General features: G+C 51.3%; 15 protein-coding genes and 3 tRNA genes. 8 read left to right on the top strand and 10 right to left on the bottom strand.

The genetic code is table 11. The features are described 5' to 3' along the window. Positions 1-127 precede the first annotated feature (127 nt). Both JTE88_RS02305 and JTE88_RS02300 read right to left on the bottom strand, forming a co-directional pair. Positions 128-199, bottom strand: a tRNA-His gene (locus tag JTE88_RS02305). A 76-nt stretch (positions 200-275) separates the two neighbouring features. Further along, on the bottom strand, positions 276-1,205 hold the full coding sequence (locus JTE88_RS02300; protein ID WP_204425113.1) for an ATP-grasp domain-containing protein: 930 nt from the start codon (positions 1,203-1,205) through the stop codon (positions 276-278). 205 nt (positions 1,206-1,410) lie between these two features. Here JTE88_RS02300 and JTE88_RS02295 point away from each other — a divergent pair, with 205 nt between their 5' ends. From JTE88_RS02295 to JTE88_RS02285, 3 genes are all read left to right on the top strand, one after another. Then, the gene (locus JTE88_RS02295) at positions 1,411-2,031 is read left to right on the top strand and encodes a hypothetical protein (RefSeq protein WP_204425111.1); all 621 of its coding nucleotides are present in this window, start codon (positions 1,411-1,413) and stop codon (positions 2,029-2,031) included. A gap of 112 nt (positions 2,032-2,143) precedes the next feature. Then, positions 2,144-2,216 (top strand) — tRNA-Lys (locus JTE88_RS02290). 60 nt (positions 2,217-2,276) lie between these two features. After that, positions 2,277-2,352, top strand: a tRNA-Lys gene (locus JTE88_RS02285). A 65-nt stretch (positions 2,353-2,417) separates the two neighbouring features. Here the strand turns inward: JTE88_RS02285 and JTE88_RS02280 are convergent. Genes JTE88_RS02280 through JTE88_RS02270 form a run of 3 tightly spaced genes read right to left on the bottom strand, consistent with a single transcriptional unit; the run spans position 2,418 to position 5,500 of the window. Continuing rightward, a complete protein-coding gene (locus tag JTE88_RS02280) occupies positions 2,418-3,734 on the bottom strand; it encodes an ABC transporter permease (protein WP_204425109.1) in 1,317 nt (438 codons plus the stop codon). After that, positions 3,734-4,468 (bottom strand): ABC transporter ATP-binding protein, encoded by a 735-nt coding sequence (locus tag JTE88_RS02275; RefSeq protein ID WP_204425107.1) that lies wholly within the window; start codon positions 4,466-4,468, stop codon positions 3,734-3,736. The genes JTE88_RS02280 and JTE88_RS02275 overlap by 1 nt, the downstream gene beginning before the upstream one ends. Before the next feature lie 9 nt (positions 4,469-4,477). After that, positions 4,478-5,500: an efflux RND transporter periplasmic adaptor subunit gene (locus tag JTE88_RS02270; protein WP_204425105.1), complete on the bottom strand. Its 1,023-nt coding sequence runs from the start codon at positions 5,498-5,500 to the stop codon at positions 4,478-4,480. Between the two features lie 194 nt (positions 5,501-5,694). Here JTE88_RS02270 and JTE88_RS02265 point away from each other — a divergent pair, with 194 nt between their 5' ends. From JTE88_RS02265 to JTE88_RS02250, 4 genes are all read left to right on the top strand, one after another. Further along, on the top strand, positions 5,695-8,367 hold the full coding sequence (locus JTE88_RS02265) for a DEAD/DEAH box helicase (RefSeq protein WP_204425103.1): 2,673 nt from the start codon (positions 5,695-5,697) through the stop codon (positions 8,365-8,367). A 31-nt stretch (positions 8,368-8,398) separates the two neighbouring features. Beyond that, positions 8,399-9,130, top strand: coding sequence for a YggS family pyridoxal phosphate-dependent enzyme (locus JTE88_RS02260; RefSeq protein WP_204425101.1), 732 nt, complete (start codon positions 8,399-8,401; stop codon positions 9,128-9,130). Between the two features lie 51 nt (positions 9,131-9,181). Next, entirely contained in the window at positions 9,182-9,979 is a 798-nt protein-coding gene (locus tag JTE88_RS02255) for a MerR family transcriptional regulator (RefSeq protein WP_204425099.1), read from the top strand. 117 nt (positions 9,980-10,096) lie between these two features. Further along, on the top strand, positions 10,097-10,549 hold the full coding sequence (locus JTE88_RS02250; RefSeq protein ID WP_204425098.1) for a hypothetical protein: 453 nt from the start codon (positions 10,097-10,099) through the stop codon (positions 10,547-10,549). A 95-nt stretch (positions 10,550-10,644) separates the two neighbouring features. Here the strand turns inward: JTE88_RS02250 and pflA are convergent, their stop codons facing one another. From pflA to aspA, 5 genes are all read right to left on the bottom strand, one after another. Further along, positions 10,645-11,571, bottom strand: coding sequence for a pyruvate formate-lyase-activating protein (gene pflA / locus JTE88_RS02245; protein ID WP_204425097.1), 927 nt, complete (start codon positions 11,569-11,571; stop codon positions 10,645-10,647). 28 nt (positions 11,572-11,599) lie between these two features. Beyond that, a complete protein-coding gene (gene grcA2, locus JTE88_RS09125) occupies positions 11,600-11,848 on the bottom strand; it encodes an autonomous glycyl radical cofactor GrcA2 (RefSeq protein WP_204425096.1) in 249 nt (82 codons plus the stop codon). Positions 11,849-11,894: 46 nt separating this feature from the next. Next, positions 11,895-13,982 carry a formate C-acetyltransferase gene (pflB, locus tag JTE88_RS02235; protein WP_204425095.1) on the bottom strand — a complete coding sequence of 696 codons (2,088 nt, stop codon included), beginning with the start codon at positions 13,980-13,982 and terminating at the stop codon, positions 11,895-11,897. 258 nt (positions 13,983-14,240) lie between these two features. After that, positions 14,241-15,395: a branched-chain amino acid aminotransferase gene (locus JTE88_RS02230; protein ID WP_239519541.1), complete on the bottom strand. Its 1,155-nt coding sequence runs from the start codon at positions 15,393-15,395 to the stop codon at positions 14,241-14,243. Positions 15,396-15,471: 76 nt separating this feature from the next. Continuing rightward, on the bottom strand, positions 15,472-16,905 hold the full coding sequence (gene aspA, locus JTE88_RS02225; RefSeq protein ID WP_204425094.1) for an aspartate ammonia-lyase: 1,434 nt from the start codon (positions 16,903-16,905) through the stop codon (positions 15,472-15,474). A 205-nt stretch (positions 16,906-17,110) separates the two neighbouring features. Between aspA and JTE88_RS02220 the strand changes: the two genes are divergently transcribed. Then, a complete protein-coding gene (locus tag JTE88_RS02220; protein WP_204425092.1) occupies positions 17,111-18,712 on the top strand; it encodes an aspartate:alanine exchanger family transporter in 1,602 nt (533 codons plus the stop codon). Positions 18,713-18,784: the final 72 nt, after the last annotated feature.

The raw sequence follows: 18,784 nt of genomic DNA, 5'->3' as shown, positions 1-18,784 counted from the left end.
GGTGTGCCGGTAGGATTATCCTCCCACCGGCACACCTATTATTTTTCGTTGTGCGCTTGTGCAGCGGTACACAAAACCCTTCTTGGAGAAAGAAAAAGATCGTTGGAAAACCAACGATCTTTAATCGGGTGGCTGACGGGGATTGAACCCGCGACCCCCTGGACCACAACCAGGTGCTCTACCACTGAGCTACAGCCACCATTGTTGCACTGCAACGAAGAAAAACTATACCGAGTTTCTCTCTCAGACGCTAATTATTCAGTGCGTGATTAGGGTCACCAATCGACACGCATCTGGATAGCGTCGGCAAACATATTGAGATTCTCTTCATTTTGGCTCAGATAGAGGGAACCATCGATAAGTGAAATCTCGACGACATAGAATTCCTCGCGAGAATTTTCATCTCCGCGGACAATGTCAACACGGTTAAACAACAGCAATTCGTCTTTGCCGTTAACGTCTTTGATGTGATTATGCAGAGCTTTACGAATACGTTCTCCCCAACGCCACGTTTCTTCAGTCGCATATGTCGCATGAGCAACTTCTTCGATCACGACTTCTTCACCAAGACTACGGAAACGTGGATGAAGCATTGCTTCTTTTTCAACTTGATATGAGGGAAGGCCATTGAGATAAACCAGCGAGGTTTCGCCCTGACTGTCAATCTCTTCGAGGTAACGCTGAACCATCACAGTACGCCCTTGGGAAAGTTCATACATAGCATGTTCAACAGCCTCACCACGTTGCTGAGCATCAACTGCTGAGTACCTGCCAGACCCACGCCCACCAGATGCCACAGCAGGCTTGACAACGAAATCTCCCGAAGCTGGGAAACGCGAATGGATTTGCTGCTTCGATAAACCTTGGGATGGTTCCAGCCAAGTGGTCGGAATCATCGGCAAACCATACTTTTCTAGAACTTGGAGGTAATGCTTATCGGAATTCCACGCGATTGTGTTGGCAGAATTTAGCACACGCGGCAAAGACGCAGCCCAGTTAATAAACTTTTGCCGATCTCGCGCATAATCGCGGACAGAACGGATAATCACTGTGCCTGCCTCATCCCAATTCACGGAAGGATCATCCCAGACGGCAATTTTCGGTTCTAGGCCACGTTCACGTAACGCATCGGGAAGGTTTTGTTCATCCGCATCCAAATGTGGAAGTTCTGCTGATGTTGCTAGAGTCACGATTGGTGCAGACACACTTACCGCCTTTTCATTCACGTCTACGAAGATGCCATGCCACGCACAGCGTTCATAAAATTGGGTGGAAACCCAAATCAAGACAAGTCTATCTGGTTGTGCGCCCATTCGCCTTATTCATACTTCACTTGCCAGATTTTTCTCTCATTTCACGGTAGGCTATAGCCTTATATTCAACAGATTTTTCAACGATTGAGGGATTTTTATGAACTGGTGGGAAGTTATAGGCTGGACAGGTTCAGTGCTGGTTGTTTTATCGTTATGGATACCCAGCGTGCGACGGTTCCGAATTCTCAACTTAACCGGTTCTCTAATCGCTACGATTTACAACGCTTATTTCGGTATCTGGCCGTACGCGGCTATGAATTCAGTCATTGTTGGCATCGATGCCTACTGGCTTATTAGACTTTCTCGAGGCGACAGCACACCACCGCGTGGCTACGCCGTAGTTCAAGCCCGAGCTTCAGATCCACTCGTCCAGCATTTTATTTCTCGAAATTCGACGGACATCAAGGCTAATTACCCAAACTTCTCACTCGACGCTATCTCCAACGCACAGATCCAGTTAATCCTTCACGAAGATGAACTTGTCGGAATTTTTGCGATGACGACGGCGAACTCGCAAGCAACGATTTTGGCGGATTACGTCACCCCTCGCTTCCGCGATTTGGGTCCTGGCCGCTACGTTTATGCGCAAACGGAGTTCTTCTCTCAGCTCGGAATTGATCAGTTACGCATCGAAGCTGAAGCAACAACTGATCCGGACTACTTTGCCAAGCAAGGTTTCTCTTCAGCAGGCGCAGTATTGACGCGGAACGTGGGGTAACTACCCGCCTATCCGTCGCAACTCCTCCAAAAAGGGTGCCTGTGATCACACAGAAATTTTCGCTAAAGATTTGCTCTGGAAAACATCGGTGCGATACAGTATTAGCTGTTGCGCACCGCTAGCTCAACTGGCAGAGCATCTGACTCTTAATCAGAGGGTTCTGGGTTCAAGTCCCAGGCGGTGTACGAGTAAAATCCCTAGATTCGTCTGGGGATTTTAATTCCCAGGAACTTGGTTCTTGGTGAGCACCGCTAGCTCAACTGGCAGAGCATCTGACTCTTAATCAGAGGGTTCTGGGTTCAAGTCCCAGGCGGTGTACCACATCATGGGGCGGTCCGGTTTTCCGGACCGCCCCATGAGTTTGTCTTTGTAGCCAATGATCCTCGCTAGAAGCGAATTGCGTCAATCGGACGCATCTTCACCGCAATCGTTGCCGGAATAATTCCGCATAAGGCACCCACAGTTGCAGAGATCCCTACTCCGATCAACGCTGCCTGCATCGGATAGGCAATAGTCGCAGCGATATCAGAAAACTCGTTAAACAGAAATCCCCCTACGCCTAGTTTGGGCAATACTCGAATAGTCAACACAGATAACACCACACCGACAAATCCAGCAATAGTTGTTGCCACAACAGATTCTAAGAAAACTGCGAAGAATACCCGACGGGCCGAGGCTCCTACTGCTCGCCGAATACCAATCTCGCGAATACGCGTTTTGACTGTCACGATGCTCATCGTCAACAATCCCAGCGCACCCAAGAGAATGACTATACCGCCGATTCCAGCAACTACCATTTGCATGACTCGACCTTGTTGCGCGCTCTGTTCAGCATATCCTTCGTCCCAATAGGCATTGACGTCATACGAATCTCCTAGGAATGAACCCAGTACTGCTTCAGAGACGTTCTTTGCTTGCTCTTCGTCACCGCGTGGCGGCAAGAAGAGGAATAGTGGATTTTCTCCGTGAGCCAGTTCCGGGAAAACGTATGCTTGCGCTTGGGCTGGAATGTAGAGCGTCGCACTTTCGTAGACGTTAACGTTTTTTATCACGCCTACCACGGTCACTGAACGTTTATGTTCTGCGTCGAGCCACAATCTCGGATATGTAGCTACCGGCGGACGGCCCAACGTTGCCCACGCTGATTCGTTAATCACCACCGGATTCATTTGCAACTGGCCATCATTGGCTTGGAGGAACCGCCCGTCCACAAGATTGTGCGCGTGCAACGCAAAATAATCTGGATCTACCGCCACTCCTGACGGATGCGCACCCAGGCACATATCAGCATATGGTTGCGGACATGGCTCAAACCCAGGAGCGTCCAACGACTTGATTGGAAACTCGAGTTTCGTCGTCCACAACGTAATTCCCAACTTATCGACTGTCTGCTCGACAGCGTGACGGAAATATTCGGCTTTCGACGCGCGCTGTTCAGCTGTGGTCGTCTCGGACATGGGCTCAGCAAAATTCGGCCCACCAGCGGTTTTCTCATACGCAGTGACAGTAATTGTGCCAGGCTGACCATTCCAATGGGCGATACTGCGCTGTTGGCTTTCGTTCAACATCGCACCTAGGGCGATAACCGTTGCCATCGCCCATACGGCAGCTCCCACCCCAATCAGGGACAAGATAACGCGCGCCCGGTTGATTTTAACTTCTTCCCACGCCTCAATAATGGCCCCAATAAAGTTGTGAATCATCAGTCGTCCACCTTCTTCGATACTCGCAGCCCCACGCGCGTAAAATGCGAACTTGCGCTGTCGATCTGGGTTAGCACCCCGTCAGCTATCCGATACACAGTGTCGGCTCGTTGCGCAATATTCATATCATGACTAATGACGATCAGAGCCGCATTGTTTTCCCGCGCAGCCTGCTCGAGTACCTCCATCACACGCATTCCGGTATCGGGATCGAGTGCGCCGGTTGGTTCATCAGCCAAAATCAGACGCGGCTGACGAATCAACGCACGTGCGATCGCCACTCGTTGCTGTTCTCCACCAGAAAGTTGGCTCGGAAACGCATCCAAGCGGTCGCCTAACCCAACCGAATTCAACACCTGCGCTGCTTTTTCGTGGCGTTGGTACAGTTCAAGACCAGAGTTGTAAAACAATGGTATTTCGACGTTGTTCAACACTGTTCGTGCCGGAAATAAATTAAACTGTTGGAATACAAATCCTACTGATTCTCCGCGCAACCGCGACCGCTGTGCGTCAGATAAACCAACGACGTCGTCACCATCCCACGTATATGTTCCGCTTGTGGGTTGGTCGAGTAAGCCGATGATATTAAGGAGCGTTGATTTTCCGGTTCCGGAATGTCCAACAATGGAGATGTGTTCCCCGGCAGCCACATCACAGTTTACTCCACGCAAAATGTGGAGATCTTGGCCGTTGGGTAACGTTACTGTTCGGGTAATATCGCGTAATTTCAGCATCAATTACTCCTAGTACCCCATCATGGTCATCGGATCGTTCGGGTCTTGGTCGTCTTGGGAAGTACGTGGGACGAATTCTAATACTTCAGTGTTTTCGTCCAGACCTTCGGTGATGACGACTCGACTACCGTCATTAATTCCAAGTTTGACAACCACTGGGGTCGGATCGCTGCCATTTCCTTCAGCTGGAAGATACACTTTGCCTTCCCGGAATCGTCCTTCTACCGCGGTAACTGGGAGCAAGAGTGCATCAGTGACCTGTTCGCCAGCAATATTGAGTTTTGCTTTGATACCGTCAAAGACTGTTTGGTCTACTGGAATGTCGCAGGTGAGGATCGGAGTGGAGCTTTGCGATGCGCCATCTGCTGATTGACCGGTGGATTTAGCGGAGGTGGTGTGCAGGTTCGTACACATGAAGGGTGCTGGCCCGTCAGCGATAACGACTTCTGCTTCCTGCGGGATGGACTGCAACGCATAGAGCTGGTCTGGGGTGACGTTGACGCTTGCATGGAAGGATGCTGGGACTATTGTGCCCAGTGCGTCATTATAGGTGACCTGTTGCTTGAGCATCGCATCAAAGCTGACTGTGCCAGACATCGGTGCGAGCACGTTATTGTAGGAAATACTCGTCACGGATTGTTGCTCCACTCCCCCTTCTGCTCCGTTTTCTTCCGACGCCGGCACGGTGACGTTCACTTGTTCGGTCGTGGTGGTTTTTACTTGGAGGAGCGGTGCGCCTTGTTCGACTTGTGCCCCATCGGCGACGAAGAAGTGGACGATTTCGCCTTCAGCTGTGGATTTCACAGACTTTGCTTCATCACGCAATACTGTTGCGTCAAACGTGGTGTCGTTCTTGATATCTCCGCGTTCAGCAGTCAGTGTTGGAAGCACAAACTGCCCTTGGCCTTGGAGTTCTTTGACGGGTTCTTGGTGAGGAAAGAATGCAAATTTGACAAGTGCGACGGCGATGACCGCACCAATCATCAGTCGTATAATGCTGAAGATAAGCTTTCGTGTTGGGTGTGCTTCCATGGACGTATCCTTCAATACGAACAAGAATGACAGTTAGCCATTCCTGTCTGTCTTAATATTTTTCTCTAGAATACCTCACAATATGTTCGACATTGCCTATTCTCGCAATTTTCTTTCCACTTATGATCACGGCTGCTCCTCAAGCAAACCTGATATATTAAACAGTGTTGGCATATCTTTGATGGAGACGATGAATGACGAGCGCAGAACCTGGCCTAAATATTGCATTAGACGCGTTAGAAGATGCTCACGGCTTAACGCCTTCACCTGAAGATATGTACGAAGCTTTCAGTAGCTGGGTCACCTCTACGGGTAAACAGATGTACCCACACCAGGACGAAGCGTTGCTGAATATCGTCTCCGGCGACCACGTCATCGTCTCCACCCCTACCGGTTCTGGTAAGTCGATGATCGCAATGCAGGCGCTGTTTACCGCGCTAGCTACCGGACGCACCGCCTACTACACCGCTCCACTCAAAGCACTTGTATCTGAAAAGTTCTTTGAACTGATCGGCAATTTTGGTGCGCATAACGTCGGCATGGTTACCGGAGATTCATCCATCAACGCTGACGCCCCTATTATCTGTGCAACCGCAGAAATCTTGGCAAATATTGCACTGCGCGAAGGCGACCAGGCCGACGTCGGCATGGTTGTCATGGACGAATTCCATTTCTACGATGATCCGCAACGCGGCTGGGCCTGGCAAGTCCCGCTACTTACCTTGCCCCAAGCCCAACAGATCTTACTCTCAGCTACCTTGGGAGATACCACCACGTTGGCCTCAGATCTCACCCGGCGGACCAACCGGCCCGTGAGTATCGTCGACGACGCCGTTCGCCCAGTTCCCTTGCACTTCACCTGGTCGACAGAACCGATCGGGGAAGTCATCAAAGAACTCGTCGCCACCCATATGGCACCGGTCTATGCGGTACATTTTTCCCAGCGCGACGCCGTCTCTCAAGCTCTCGCCTTGCAATCCCTAGCGCTCATTTCCAAGGAACAAAAAGAACGCATTGCGCAAGCTCTCGCCACGTTCACCTTCTCCCCTGGCTTTGGAAAGGTTCTCTCGAAACTGTTACGTGCCGGCATCGGAGTCCACCACGCAGGACTGCTACCGCGCTACCGCCGGTTGGTCGAACGTCTCGCCCAGGCTGGACTCCTCAACGTCATCTGCGGAACCGACACCCTCGGCGTCGGTATCAACGTGCCCATCCGCACGGTTCTGATGACCTCGCTAACCAAGTTCGACGGCACGAAACAACGTCACATCACCGCCCGCGAATTCCACCAAATCGCTGGGCGCGCAGGCCGTGCCGGATACGATACGGTCGGCTACGTCGTCGTCCAAGCCCCTGAACACGAAATCGAAAACGCGCGGCGCCTGCGTAAAGCCGGAGACGACCCCACCAAGATTAAGCGCGTCCAAAAAGTTAAAGCTCCCGAAGGTGAAATCAGCTGGTCGGAAAATACGTTCAATACGTTGATCGAGGCGCAGCCAGAAACTCTCACCTCGCGGATGCGAGTCGACCACAGTCTCATCTTGAACTTATTGCAGCGCCCTGACCCGGTAGCGGCAGCGAAAACCATTCTGTTCGACAACCACGAACCACACCGCGAGCGCAATACCCTGGCACGTAAAGCCATCACGATCTATCAGTCTTTGCGCACTGCCGGGGTTATCACCCATGAGGATCGCGATTGGCGTACCGAACATGGCGATACGAACGCTATTCATTTCACCAAAGACGTCCCGTCCGATTTTGCGCTGAACTCCCCACTTGCGCCGTTCGCGTTAGCTGCCTTTGACTTGTTGGATATGGATTCAGCTACCTACGCACTAGACGTAGTATCGATTATCGAAGCTGTCAGTGAAGACCCCACCCCAGCGCTCTACGCACAACAGCGCCAAGCGCGCGGGGAACTGATTGGCAAGCTCAAAGCCGACGGCGTGGAATATGATGAGCGGATGGCTTTCGTGGACGAAGTCACCTGGCCTAAACCGCTCGCTGACCTGCTTGAACCAGCATTAGAGATGTATGCGAAGACGAACCCGTGGGTGCGCGGTCAAGAGCTCAAGCCTAAATCTGTGGTTCGCCAGCTGATCGAAGAAGGTCTCACGTTCTCTGAGTTCATTTCCCGCTACGATCTGGCCCGCTCTGAGGGAGTGTTACTGCGCTATATTACGGACGTTTACCGGGCGATGCGCCAGTCGATACCGTTGGCTGCCCGCACCGACGAGGTTGAAGACATTATCGATTGGCTGGCGCGTTTGGTGCGCTCGGTCGATTCGTCGTTGCTCGACGAATGGGAGGCTTTAGCCGACGGCCGGATTACCCTCGATGAGCTTAATTCTTTGGGTTCGGAGGATTCTGTCCAGGGTGAAGAAGCTGCCTTCGGTGCCAATGAGGACGGCACGATTGCTTTCACCCGCAACAAGCATGCACTGCGCGTGGCGGTACGCAACGAAATGTTCAACCGCATCGAGCTACTCGATCGTGAAGATTACGAGGAACTCGAACGTCTCGACGGCGACGCCGGCTGGGACGCAGACCGTTGGGCGGACGCGATCGGCCCATACTTCAACGAATTCGATTTTCTCGGCACCGACCAGGCGGCACGTAGCGCTCAGTTCTTCTCCATTTTGGAAGATCCGTCGTTCGCGGATTTATTGCAGGCGGGGATGGACGACGACGAAGCCTCTGACCTGCTCGAATCCCACAGCAGTGGCCGAGTCTGGCTCACCCTCCAGGTCCTTGATTCTGGGGACGACGCTGGTGCGTGGGGCTTGTGGGCGCTTGTTGATCTGGATGCCTCCGATGAGGCGAATGCGGTGGTGCTCAAACCTATTCGGTTGAGCGAACGCTAACGCGCAGGTATGTTTCTAGGGTTTGGGCAGCATGGGCAGCATAGAGGCAGGTGAACACAGGTTGGAAAGCATCGCGCAGAACATCGGGCGCATACGTGAACAGATTACGCACTACACCAACGGGCGTGATGTGGACTTAATACTGGCTGCTAAACATCAACCGCTCCCCCGTCTCGTGGAGGCGTATCGCGCAGGCGGCACCTTGATGGGACACAACCTGGTTGATCAGCTTGCTGAGGCAACTGCGGGCCTGCACGCGCAGAAAATCAGGCCGTTTACCTCTGTGATCGGCCATGTACAGTCCAATAAACTCTCGGCGGCGATGAGGTGGGCGGACCGGATTGACACAGTTGATTCGTTCAAGACTGCCCAACGGATTGATCGCCGGCAAGAAGCGCGAGTGGCCTCCGGTGAGGCCAGTGGCCCGTATCCGATGCTGCTACAACTGAATTCGTCGGGTGCAGCTACACAGTTCGGCTGCCACCCAGAAGATTTCGTGGAATTAGCGCGTACCGTATCGGCTCTGCCTTTTGTGCGCATTGCTGGGGTGATGACGATTGGCGCTCGCGGCACCGAGGCCGATATTCGTTCCTCGTTTGTGCTCACTCGGCGCCTAGCTGAGGAGATACGCAACCTTCCTGGGCTGGACGACGCCGGCGTGCTCTCGATGGGCATGAGCAACGATATGCGAATTGCGATCGAAGAAGGCTCTACTGTGGTTCGCGTCGGCACAGCAATTTTCGGTACCCGTCCGGCACAATAAGCATGATTCTTAACTTGACCCTCACGCAGGGTGATACTTCACAATCATAGTATGAACGCTGCGAATGATATCCGTTATACAGTCGGCCAAGTTGCTGACCTATTCCAGGTAACAGTGCGTACTCTCTACCATTGGGAGCAGGCTGGATTGCTACAACCTGCAGAACGGACCTGGTCTAATTACCGGCTGTATTCCGAAGCAGATTGCCAACGTATTCAGCACATTCTGATTTACCGCGCAACGGGCATGGCATTAGCGGATATCAAAGTTCTCCTTGACGGGAACTCCAGCGGGATTGACCATTTGATCAAACAACGCGAAACGTTAGTCAATCAGCAGCACAAGTTAGCTGACATGATTGCGGCGATCGACATTCTTATGGAGAACACTGTGAAAAAACAACCTATGACGCCAGACCAGATCGGTGAGATTCTGGGACAGGCGAATTTCGCCGAATATCAACAAGAAGCTGAAGAGAAATATTCAGGCTCTGCGGATTGGAAGGAAAGCGAAGATCGCACAAAACGCTGGACTACGAATGAATGGACATCCGTTCATGCTCAGTTCACCGCTATCGATACAAAACTCGCTGCTGCAGCACGTGATGTTGTAGCTTCAGATAGCTCTGTAGCACAAGGACTAGTTGAAGAACATCGTCAAGTGCTCAGCACGTTCTTCCCGGTGACCCACGCGAAGTATTACATTCTCTCTCGTGGATACATTAACGACGAACGCTTCCGTGAATACTACGATAATCAGCAGGAAGGTTTAGCTCAATGGCTAGCTGATGCCATTGCCGTTAATTCACAGGCAAATGGCGTAGATCCAGCTGCCTGCATCTGGGAGTAGTCTTACATGCGCGTGCATACGGTTTGCATAATTACAACATTTACGCCGTAGTTGGCCTGTTAATGCGAAAAATGCAAACTGTATGCGCGTCATTCTGGCCGAGAGTAGACTGCAAGCATGAACAGAGTTACTAGATTCTCGATACCGTTTGTCGTGTCTGTCTTGCTTTTCACTGCTTGTTCGTCTGCTACGCATGCAGAATATCAAGAGAATACATCCGATAACATCACTGTATTTGATGCTGATGGGCAAAAGATCGCCACGTTCACAGCGCGAAAAGATCTCGAGTTTTTCTCAACCTTACTTGCAAATATCGTTGCCTCCGATGCCGACGAAGATGCCTTTGCCGGGCTAACCAGAGAGGTTCCAGAAGGTGCGCGCACAAAATACACGTATGAAATCACGCATCTTCGTGCCGATAGGAAAGAAACAACAGTAAAATTTTTTGTTTATGAGAATTATCCGTATATCACGTCGACTGGAATTCCGCTCCTTGAGCCTCTGACATGGGAGCCCTCAAAAGAGGAACTGGCAGTCTTACGAGATCCTCTAGCGCATAGATCTCAATGAGAGCTCAATGGCCAGTATAAATACGTAAGACTAATATTTACGTAAGACCAAGGATTACGTAACCTTCTTCGGTTACGCGAGCCTAAAGAGAGGAGTTAGAAAACGGTTAGCCCGCGGCTACGGAATACCTCACGTACCGCTTCGGTTGCTTCCTTCGACGGTGGTTCAACGTCGTTAAGTTGATATTCCAAACCGAGCGACGCCCACTTGTCACGAGCCATTTGATGGAACGGGAGAACTTCAACGCGCTCAACACTCGAGGACCAGCTAGAAACAATGTCGGCCACTGCTTCAACGTTCTCCGGATCATCAGTTAGCCCCGGAACGAGCACGAAACGAATCCAAATCTTATTTCCGCGCTCCACAAGACGCTGGCCAAATTTCAACGTAGGCTCAAGATCACGACCAGTTGTGCGCTTATAGAAATCTGGGATACCTGACTTCACGTCGAGTAAGAATAAGTCGACATTATCGAGCATCTCGTCAGTCATATTTGTGCCCAAGAAACCAGACGAATCGACTGCTGTATGGATACCCATATCCTTACAGCCCTGCAATAACTTAGCAAGGAATTTTGGCTGCATCATTGGTTCACCCCCAGAGAAGGTGACACCGCCCTTCGACACCGTAAATACAGCCTTGTAACGAGAAATCTTTTCGAGCATATCAGCGGTACGAACCGCTGTACCCTCTTTCATTTTCAAGGTGTCAGGGTTATGGCAGTATAAACACCGCAACGGGCAACCTGCAAAGAAGGTTGTTAGTCGTGTGCCCGGACCATCTACTGCCGTGACGAGTTCCCAGGAGTGGACAGAGCCGATGTCACCTGCTTGCACACCAGAAACATGTTCATGGTGTGACATCGGCCCTGCCAGGGAAACTCCGTCAAGACCTGCTCCACTTAAACGTGGGACTTCATCTTCGATTGGTTGGGGGCGATATTCGCCGGTGCTCCCTTCGGAGCCCCAATACCGGGTAGCGTCAAATTCTTCGACGCTAGGGTGTGCAGTAGATGTCGTCATATAGCAGATCAATCCTTAAACGGGGATCTCACATACCCTGGTGGAAGGTACGGGAGATGACGTCGAGCTGCTGCTCACGGGTTAGGCGAACAAAGTTCACTGCGTAACCAGAAACGCGAACGGTCAGCTGTGGGTACTTCTCTGGGTGCTCCATTGCGTCCTCGAGGGTGTCACGGTTGAGCACGTTGATGTTTGCGTGGTAAAGGCCCTGTACGCCACCCTTTGCAGCGCGCTGTGCCTTCATCGATTCGAGACGCTCTTCGTACGAAGTAGCCATAATAATTTCCTTTCGTAGGGTTTGTTTCGTTGAGCGAAACTGGGCGTCAGCCCTTCTTGATGAAGCCAGCATCCATGATGCCAACCAAGTTATCGACCTGCTCGGCCAAGTCACGGCCAAGGGACGATGGGACGATAGTGTTTGTCAAGGAAATGCCATCAAGAGCATCCTTGTAGTGCAACTTTCCAACGGAAAGCATCGAGGCTAGCATGCCGTGGGTATCCATACCGTTCTCTGGGTTTGCACCCGGAGCGAATGGGGTACCTGCGCGGTGGCCAGACGGGAAGTTACCAGTTGCCTTACCATATACAACATTAGAAGTGATGGTAAGAACTGATTGGGTTGGGATCGCATTGCGATACATCGGAATGCGCTTAATCTTCTCCATAACGGTGTGAACGATTGTCGCAGCAATATCGTCTGCGCGATCATCGTCGTTGCCGTAAGTTGGGAAGTCACCTTCGGTCTTGTAGTCAACGATCAAACCGGTCTCATCGCGGATTGGCGTAACGGTTGCATACTTAATTGCCGCCAGGGAGTCAGCAACGATGGACAAACCAGCGATACCGCAACCCATGGTGCGTACGATCTCAGAATCGTGCAAGGCCATTTCCATAGCTTCGTATGCATACTTGTCGTGGCTGTAGTGAATAATGTTGAGAGCTTCAACGTAAGTACCCACAACCCAATCGAGCATGTCTTCATACTTTGCCCAAACTTCGTCGAAGTCGAGTGGACCATCGCCCTTGATTGGTTCATAGCCTTCAACAACCTGCTTACCGGTCATTTCATCACGACCACCGTTAAGCGAGTAGAGCAAAGCCTTAGCAGCATTAACGCGAGCGCCGAAGAACTGCATCTGCTTTCCAACAGCCATAGGCGAAACACAGCAAGCAATTGCGGCGTCGTCACCCCAGTAGCCACGAATCTGCTCATCAGCTTCGTACTGAATCGATGAGGTCTCGATTGAAACGCGAGCACAGAAGCGCTTGTAGCCCATTGGGAGCTTATCCGACCAGAAGATTGTAATGTTTGGTTCTGGTGCAGGACCAAGGTTTACGAGAGTCTGGAGCAAACGGAAGGAGGTCTTGGTAACGAGCGGACGGCCGTCTTCACCGAAACCGCCGTCTGACCAGGTTGCCCAGTATGGGTCGCCAGAGAAGATCTCATCGTACGCGGTGGTGCGCAAGAAGCGAACGATACGTAGCTTGATAACCAGCTGATCGATGATTTCCTGAGCGTCCTCTTCGGTGATACGGCCAGCTGCGAGATCACGCTCGAAGTAGATATCGAAGAATGCCGAGAGACGACCGAAGGACATAGCCGCGCCGTCCTGCGACTTGACGGAAGCGAGATAACCGAAGTAGGTCCACTGAACAGCTTCCTGAGCAGTCTTTGCTGGACGAGAAATATCGAAGCCATAGCTAGAAGCCATGTTCTTGAGCTTCTTCAAAGCCTTGATCTGCTCAGAGATCTCTTCACGGTTACGTGCCCAATCCTGGCTGAATGGCTGATCGGCGTAAAGATCCTTATCCTTGCTCTTCTCTTCAATCAGGTAGTCAACACCGTAAAGCGCAACTCGACGGTAATCGCCAATGATGCGGCCACGGCCGTAGGCATCTGGAAGACCGGTGATGATGTGGGATGAACGCGCCGCACGAATACGTGGGGTGTAAATATCGAAGACACCATCGTTGTGAGTCTTGCGGTACTTGGTGAAGATTTCCTTCACTTCTGGGTTTGGCTCCTTGCCCGCTTCCTTGATAGCGGTCTCAACCATGCGCCATCCACCATTGGGCATCATCGCACGCTTGAGTGGCTCATCAGTCTGTAGACCGACGATCACGTTGTCATCTTCAGAAATGTAGCCCGGGTCAAACGCATCAACGTCTGCCGGAGTATCTACATCAACGTCGTAGACGCGCTTCTTACGCTCAACGGAAAGGTACTTCTCTTCCAAGGTTTCCCACACACGGCGAGTCTTCGCTGTCTCACCTGCAAGAAACTCAGAATCACCCTCGTAAGGGGTGTAGTTCTTCTGAATGAAGTCACGAACGTCAATGGCATCTTGCCAAATTCCGCCCTTGAAGCCTTCCCACTCAGGATGTGTAGCAGTTTCGGCTGTTTGAGTCACGGTTTACTACTCCTTTTCATTGCAGCCAACGGGACTTTCGTTATAAGTCAGTCCACACTGACCGCTCTTATTCCCCAGCAACTGACTGCTGGCGCTACTTCTAGATTAGTCCCTTATTAGCCGATATTCTCACCTAAAAAAGCTATCGGCTGAAAAGAGACGGTAGCCCTCCTCACAGTCACTCAAACTAAGGGACTAAAGTCCCCATATTGCAGAATTGAAGTTTCACCATCACACCAAAATTGGTCATGTTAACGACTACAATTTCGCGGGGTCAGCAAGTTTATACATCCACCCAAAACGGTCTTTTGTACGCCCAAACTGGATATCCGTTAGTGACTCATACACACTTTCCGAGAACGACGAAGAAGACAAATCCACTCGCTCTTCTCCTAACGTTAACGAACCAATCGGAACCACTGTCGCAGCCGTGCCACAGGCAAACATCTCCACGACAGCCCCGGCTTTAATCCCCTCCCAGATCTCAGCCAAAGCTAACGGCTCCTCAGAAACCACCACACCGTCGTCGTCAAGCATTTGCAAAATTGACGACCGTGTCGCACCGGGCAAAATCGTTCCAGACAACGCCGGCGTCCGCACAGAACCGTCTGCCATAACAACAAAAACATTCATCGCGCCCAACTCGTCCACATACGAATTAGTAGCCGCATCTAAAAACAAGACTTCGTCGAACCCGCGCTCTTTAGCATGACTCTTCGCAAAGAACGACGCCGCATAATTACCACCAGTCTTCACACTACCCATACCGCCCGGGCCGGCACGATGATGATCACGCTCCACCCAGACGTTAATCGGCTGCAAACCACCAGAAAAATATGGTCCTGATGGGGAAGCAACCACACCATATTCAAAACGTTGCGCCCCACGCACCCCTAAGAACGCCTCCGAAGCAAAAATAAACGGCCGCAAATACAACGACGCACCCGGCGTCTGCGGAACCCACCGTTGATCAGCGCGGACAAGGCACACTAGCGACGCCAAAAAATCTTCAATCGGGAACTGCGGAATCATCAACCGTTTGTTTGACTCATTCATTCGCGCAGCATTATAGGCCGGCCGGAAGGTCCACACCGAACCATCAGCATGGCGATAAGCTTTTAAACCTTCAAAAACTTCTTGGCCATAATGTAAGACTGCACCGGCAGGATCCAACGCAAGTGGACCATAAGGAACAACGGCATGCCCATGCCAGCCACGCGTTTCATCCCACGAAGCCCGCACCATATAGTCAGTAAAATCAGCACCAAAATTCAACCGTTCCATCGAGCTGGCATATTCATCAGCGCTTTTAACACCCGGATGCGCAAGCTGCGTATAGCGTGAAGCCAATTCCTCAGCGCCTGGCCACTGGTTACCGGCTTGCTCTTCCAACGATGTCAATCGGCGTACCACAGTCCGCTCCCTTCAGTTCCTGATGAACGATAGATACGTCTATGGTACGCCCGAAAAAGGTTTTAACTCTTGGAGACTAAATTCCTTCGTCCTCAGAAAACATCTGCCCCATATACTTCGGCTTCATCAAATTCTCCACCGACAATGCACGATCTAGGTCAGCCTCGCTTAATAAACCGCGTTCTAGCACGATTTCACGCACAGACTTTCCAGTTCGTGCAGCCTCTTTCCCAATCAGATCACCGTTATGATGACCAATGATGTCATTTAAGTATGTGACAAGACCAATAGAATTCATCACGTAACTCATACAGATATCTTCATTGACCGTGATGCCATCAACACAGCGCTCGCGCAAAGTCACCAGTGCGCGAGTGAGCAATGAAATCGACTCAAAAATTGCTTGCCCAATAACCGGTTCCATCACATTCAGTTGCAGCTGTCCCGCTTCCGAGGCCATCATGACCGTGGTGTCGTTTCCGATGACTTTGAAACAAATCTGATTGACTACCTCCGGGATAACTGGATTAACCTTGGCCGGCATAATCGACGACCCCGCCTGCATTTCCGGTAAGTTGATTTCATTCAAACCAGCACGCGGACCAGACGACAAGAGTCGTAAATCATTACAAATTGTAGAAAGCTTTACCGCCAGACGCTTGAGCGCAGAATGAATTGAAATATATGCACCAGTATCGGAAGTTGCTTCGATAAGGTTCGGTGAGGCGGTGACAGCGAGCCCAGTAACTTCGGCTAGCCGGCGAACAACCCGTTCTTGAAAATCATCGGGGGTATTGAGCTTGGTTCCGATCGCAGTGGCACCGAGATTCACTTCAAGTAGTAACTCAGATTCTCGATTCAAATTGCGAATCTCTTCAGACATCAGCACACTAAATGCGTCGAACTCTTGTCCAACAGTCATCGGTACCGCATCTTGTAACTGTGTACGTCCCATCTTCAGCACGTGAGAGTACCGCTCTCCAACCGCCGCGAACGCAGTTTGCATCCGATCGACTTCTTCCATGAGCTGATGAATCATCGTATAAACTGCAATGCGGAATCCGGTGGGATACGCATCGTTTGTGGACTGAGATTTGTTCACATGATCATTGGGATTGACGACGTCGTAAGTCCCCTTGGGCTCGCCTAAGAGTTCCAGCGCAAGATTCGCGACAACTTCGTTGGTGTTCATATTAACTGAGGTGCCGGCACCGCCTTGGAAGACGTCGACCGGGAATTGGTCCATGCATCGCCCGTCGTTCAAGATCAGGTCGCACGCATCAGCGATTGCGCGTGAAACACGGCGAGTAATGACTCGAGCATCACCGTTAGCTAGTGCTTCAGCTTTCTTCACATAGACCATTCCGCGTATCAGTTCCGGAACATCGTTAATCGTCTTGCCCGAGAAACAAAAATTTTCCATCGCACGCTGAGTGTGCACCCCATAGTATGCATCATTCGGAATCTCTCGGGTTCCGAGAAGATCCTCTTCAATTCGACTTTCCACCACATCAGCTCCTTGAATCCTCGTCGATTCTTACATTTCACAAGCATAGTCACGTTGCCAGCTCGTGTCACAGTCTCAGGAGAAGCACTCAGTTTTGCCGAGGTAGCATTCTACTTCTCAACCCACCACCCGGTGGACAGAAAGTATAAACTAGATGACAATTGTCTATACATAGATAATGTCTTGTAGGTCACTTCTCAGGAGTACAATGTCGTATATATTTCAGCTCTTTGCTGACAATCAAGTACTGTTACTGTTCTTCCTTGTCGGAACCGGAGCGATATTTTCGAAGATCCGAGTTAAAGGTGTCTCATTAGGTGCCGCCGCGGTACTCTTCTTATCCATCGGGGTTACCGCATGGGCACTACACTCCGGATATGAAATCGAAGTAGAGCACGATCTGGGCGTCCTAGGACTAGCACTCTTTGCTTTTGCTATCGGAATCTCATCCGGACCGAACTTTTTCAACACCCTCAAATCTTCCATATTGCCCGTCCTCCTCATGATCGGAGCCTACGCAATGGCCGCTGGCGCAGCTGCAGGCGTCGGGCGCGCACTTGGAATGGATTGGGCACTCATCGCGGGAACGTTCGCCGGGGCAACGACAAACACACCAGCGTTATCCGCAGCTGGAACGGCATCTGGTGACCCTGCTCTAGCGACCGTTGGCTATGCGATCTCGTACCTCTTCGGAGTTATTGGGATGCTCATCTTGGCAGCTATAGCGCTATCGCGGCGTCACGAAGATAAAGATAAACCTTCACCTATTAGTAACCGGACCATACGCGTCGAACGCACCGATCATCCAACCATCAAATCGCTTCGAGCAACCATTGGTGGCACAGTTCATTTCTCCCGGATCCGACGAGGTGAAACCGGCCCCATCTGGCTCCCTGCCGGAGATGACGTCCTCTACCAAGATGACCTTGTTACTGTTATCGGAACCGTTGCTGAAGTCGACGAAGCAATCAAACTTGTTGGTCACGGCTCGAGTCACTCGCTCATCGCCGATCGTCGCTACCTCGATTTCCGCCGCGTCACTATCTCAAATTCAGCTATCGCTGGACGCAAAATTGGCGAGCTCGAACTAGAAGAAAAGTTTGGAGGCACAATTTCTCGTATCCGCCGGGGCGACACGGACATGGCGGCAAATCCGCGATTGCGGTTACAGCTCGGCGATCGAGTCCGCGTCGTCGCTCCGACGCACTCCATGAAGGAAATTTCTCAGTACTTTGGAGATTCTTCACATGGTTTAACCGATATTAACCCCATCGCATTAGGTTTGGGAATGGCGCTAGGTATCCTCATTGGCGAATGGGAAATCCTCACACCTTCCGGACTAACTTTCTCGATCGGCTCCGCAGCTGGCACACTTATCGTCGGTTTAGTCATGGGTCGTCTGGGACGCATCGGGAAGATTGTCACCACGCTCCCATACACAACTTGCCAAGTTCTCTCCGAAATCGGTTTGTTGGTATTCCTTGCATACGCAGGAACTAAGGCTGGATCTCAGATCCTCATCGCATTTACTGGTGGCGCGTGGGTGCAAATCTTGCTTCTAGGTATTATGATCACGACTATCGTGGGAGCCGGATTCTATCTCTCTATGCGGGCCTTTACCTCTACTGGAGGGACTCGTCTTGCCGGAGCGATCGGCGGAATCCAGACACAGCCTGCAGTTTTGGCTTTTGTCAATGATCGTACCTCGTTTGATCCACGAGTAGCTCTCGGATATGCAATGGTCTACCCAGTCGCAATGGTAGCCAAAATATTTGTCGCTCAAATCCTTGGCTCATTTGCTGGACTCTGACACAAACCAATTGCTCAGCAATTAACATGGCTTAGTAACCTGATGTCGGCCTTCAGATTGAGATGAGAAGGC

It is taken from the genome of Arcanobacterium phocisimile (genome assembly GCF_016904675.1).
GTDB lineage: Bacteria > Actinomycetota > Actinomycetes > Actinomycetales > Actinomycetaceae > Arcanobacterium > Arcanobacterium phocisimile.
The sequence above is the reverse complement of the archived record's forward strand: the minus strand, read 5'-3'. Positions and strand labels throughout refer to the sequence as shown.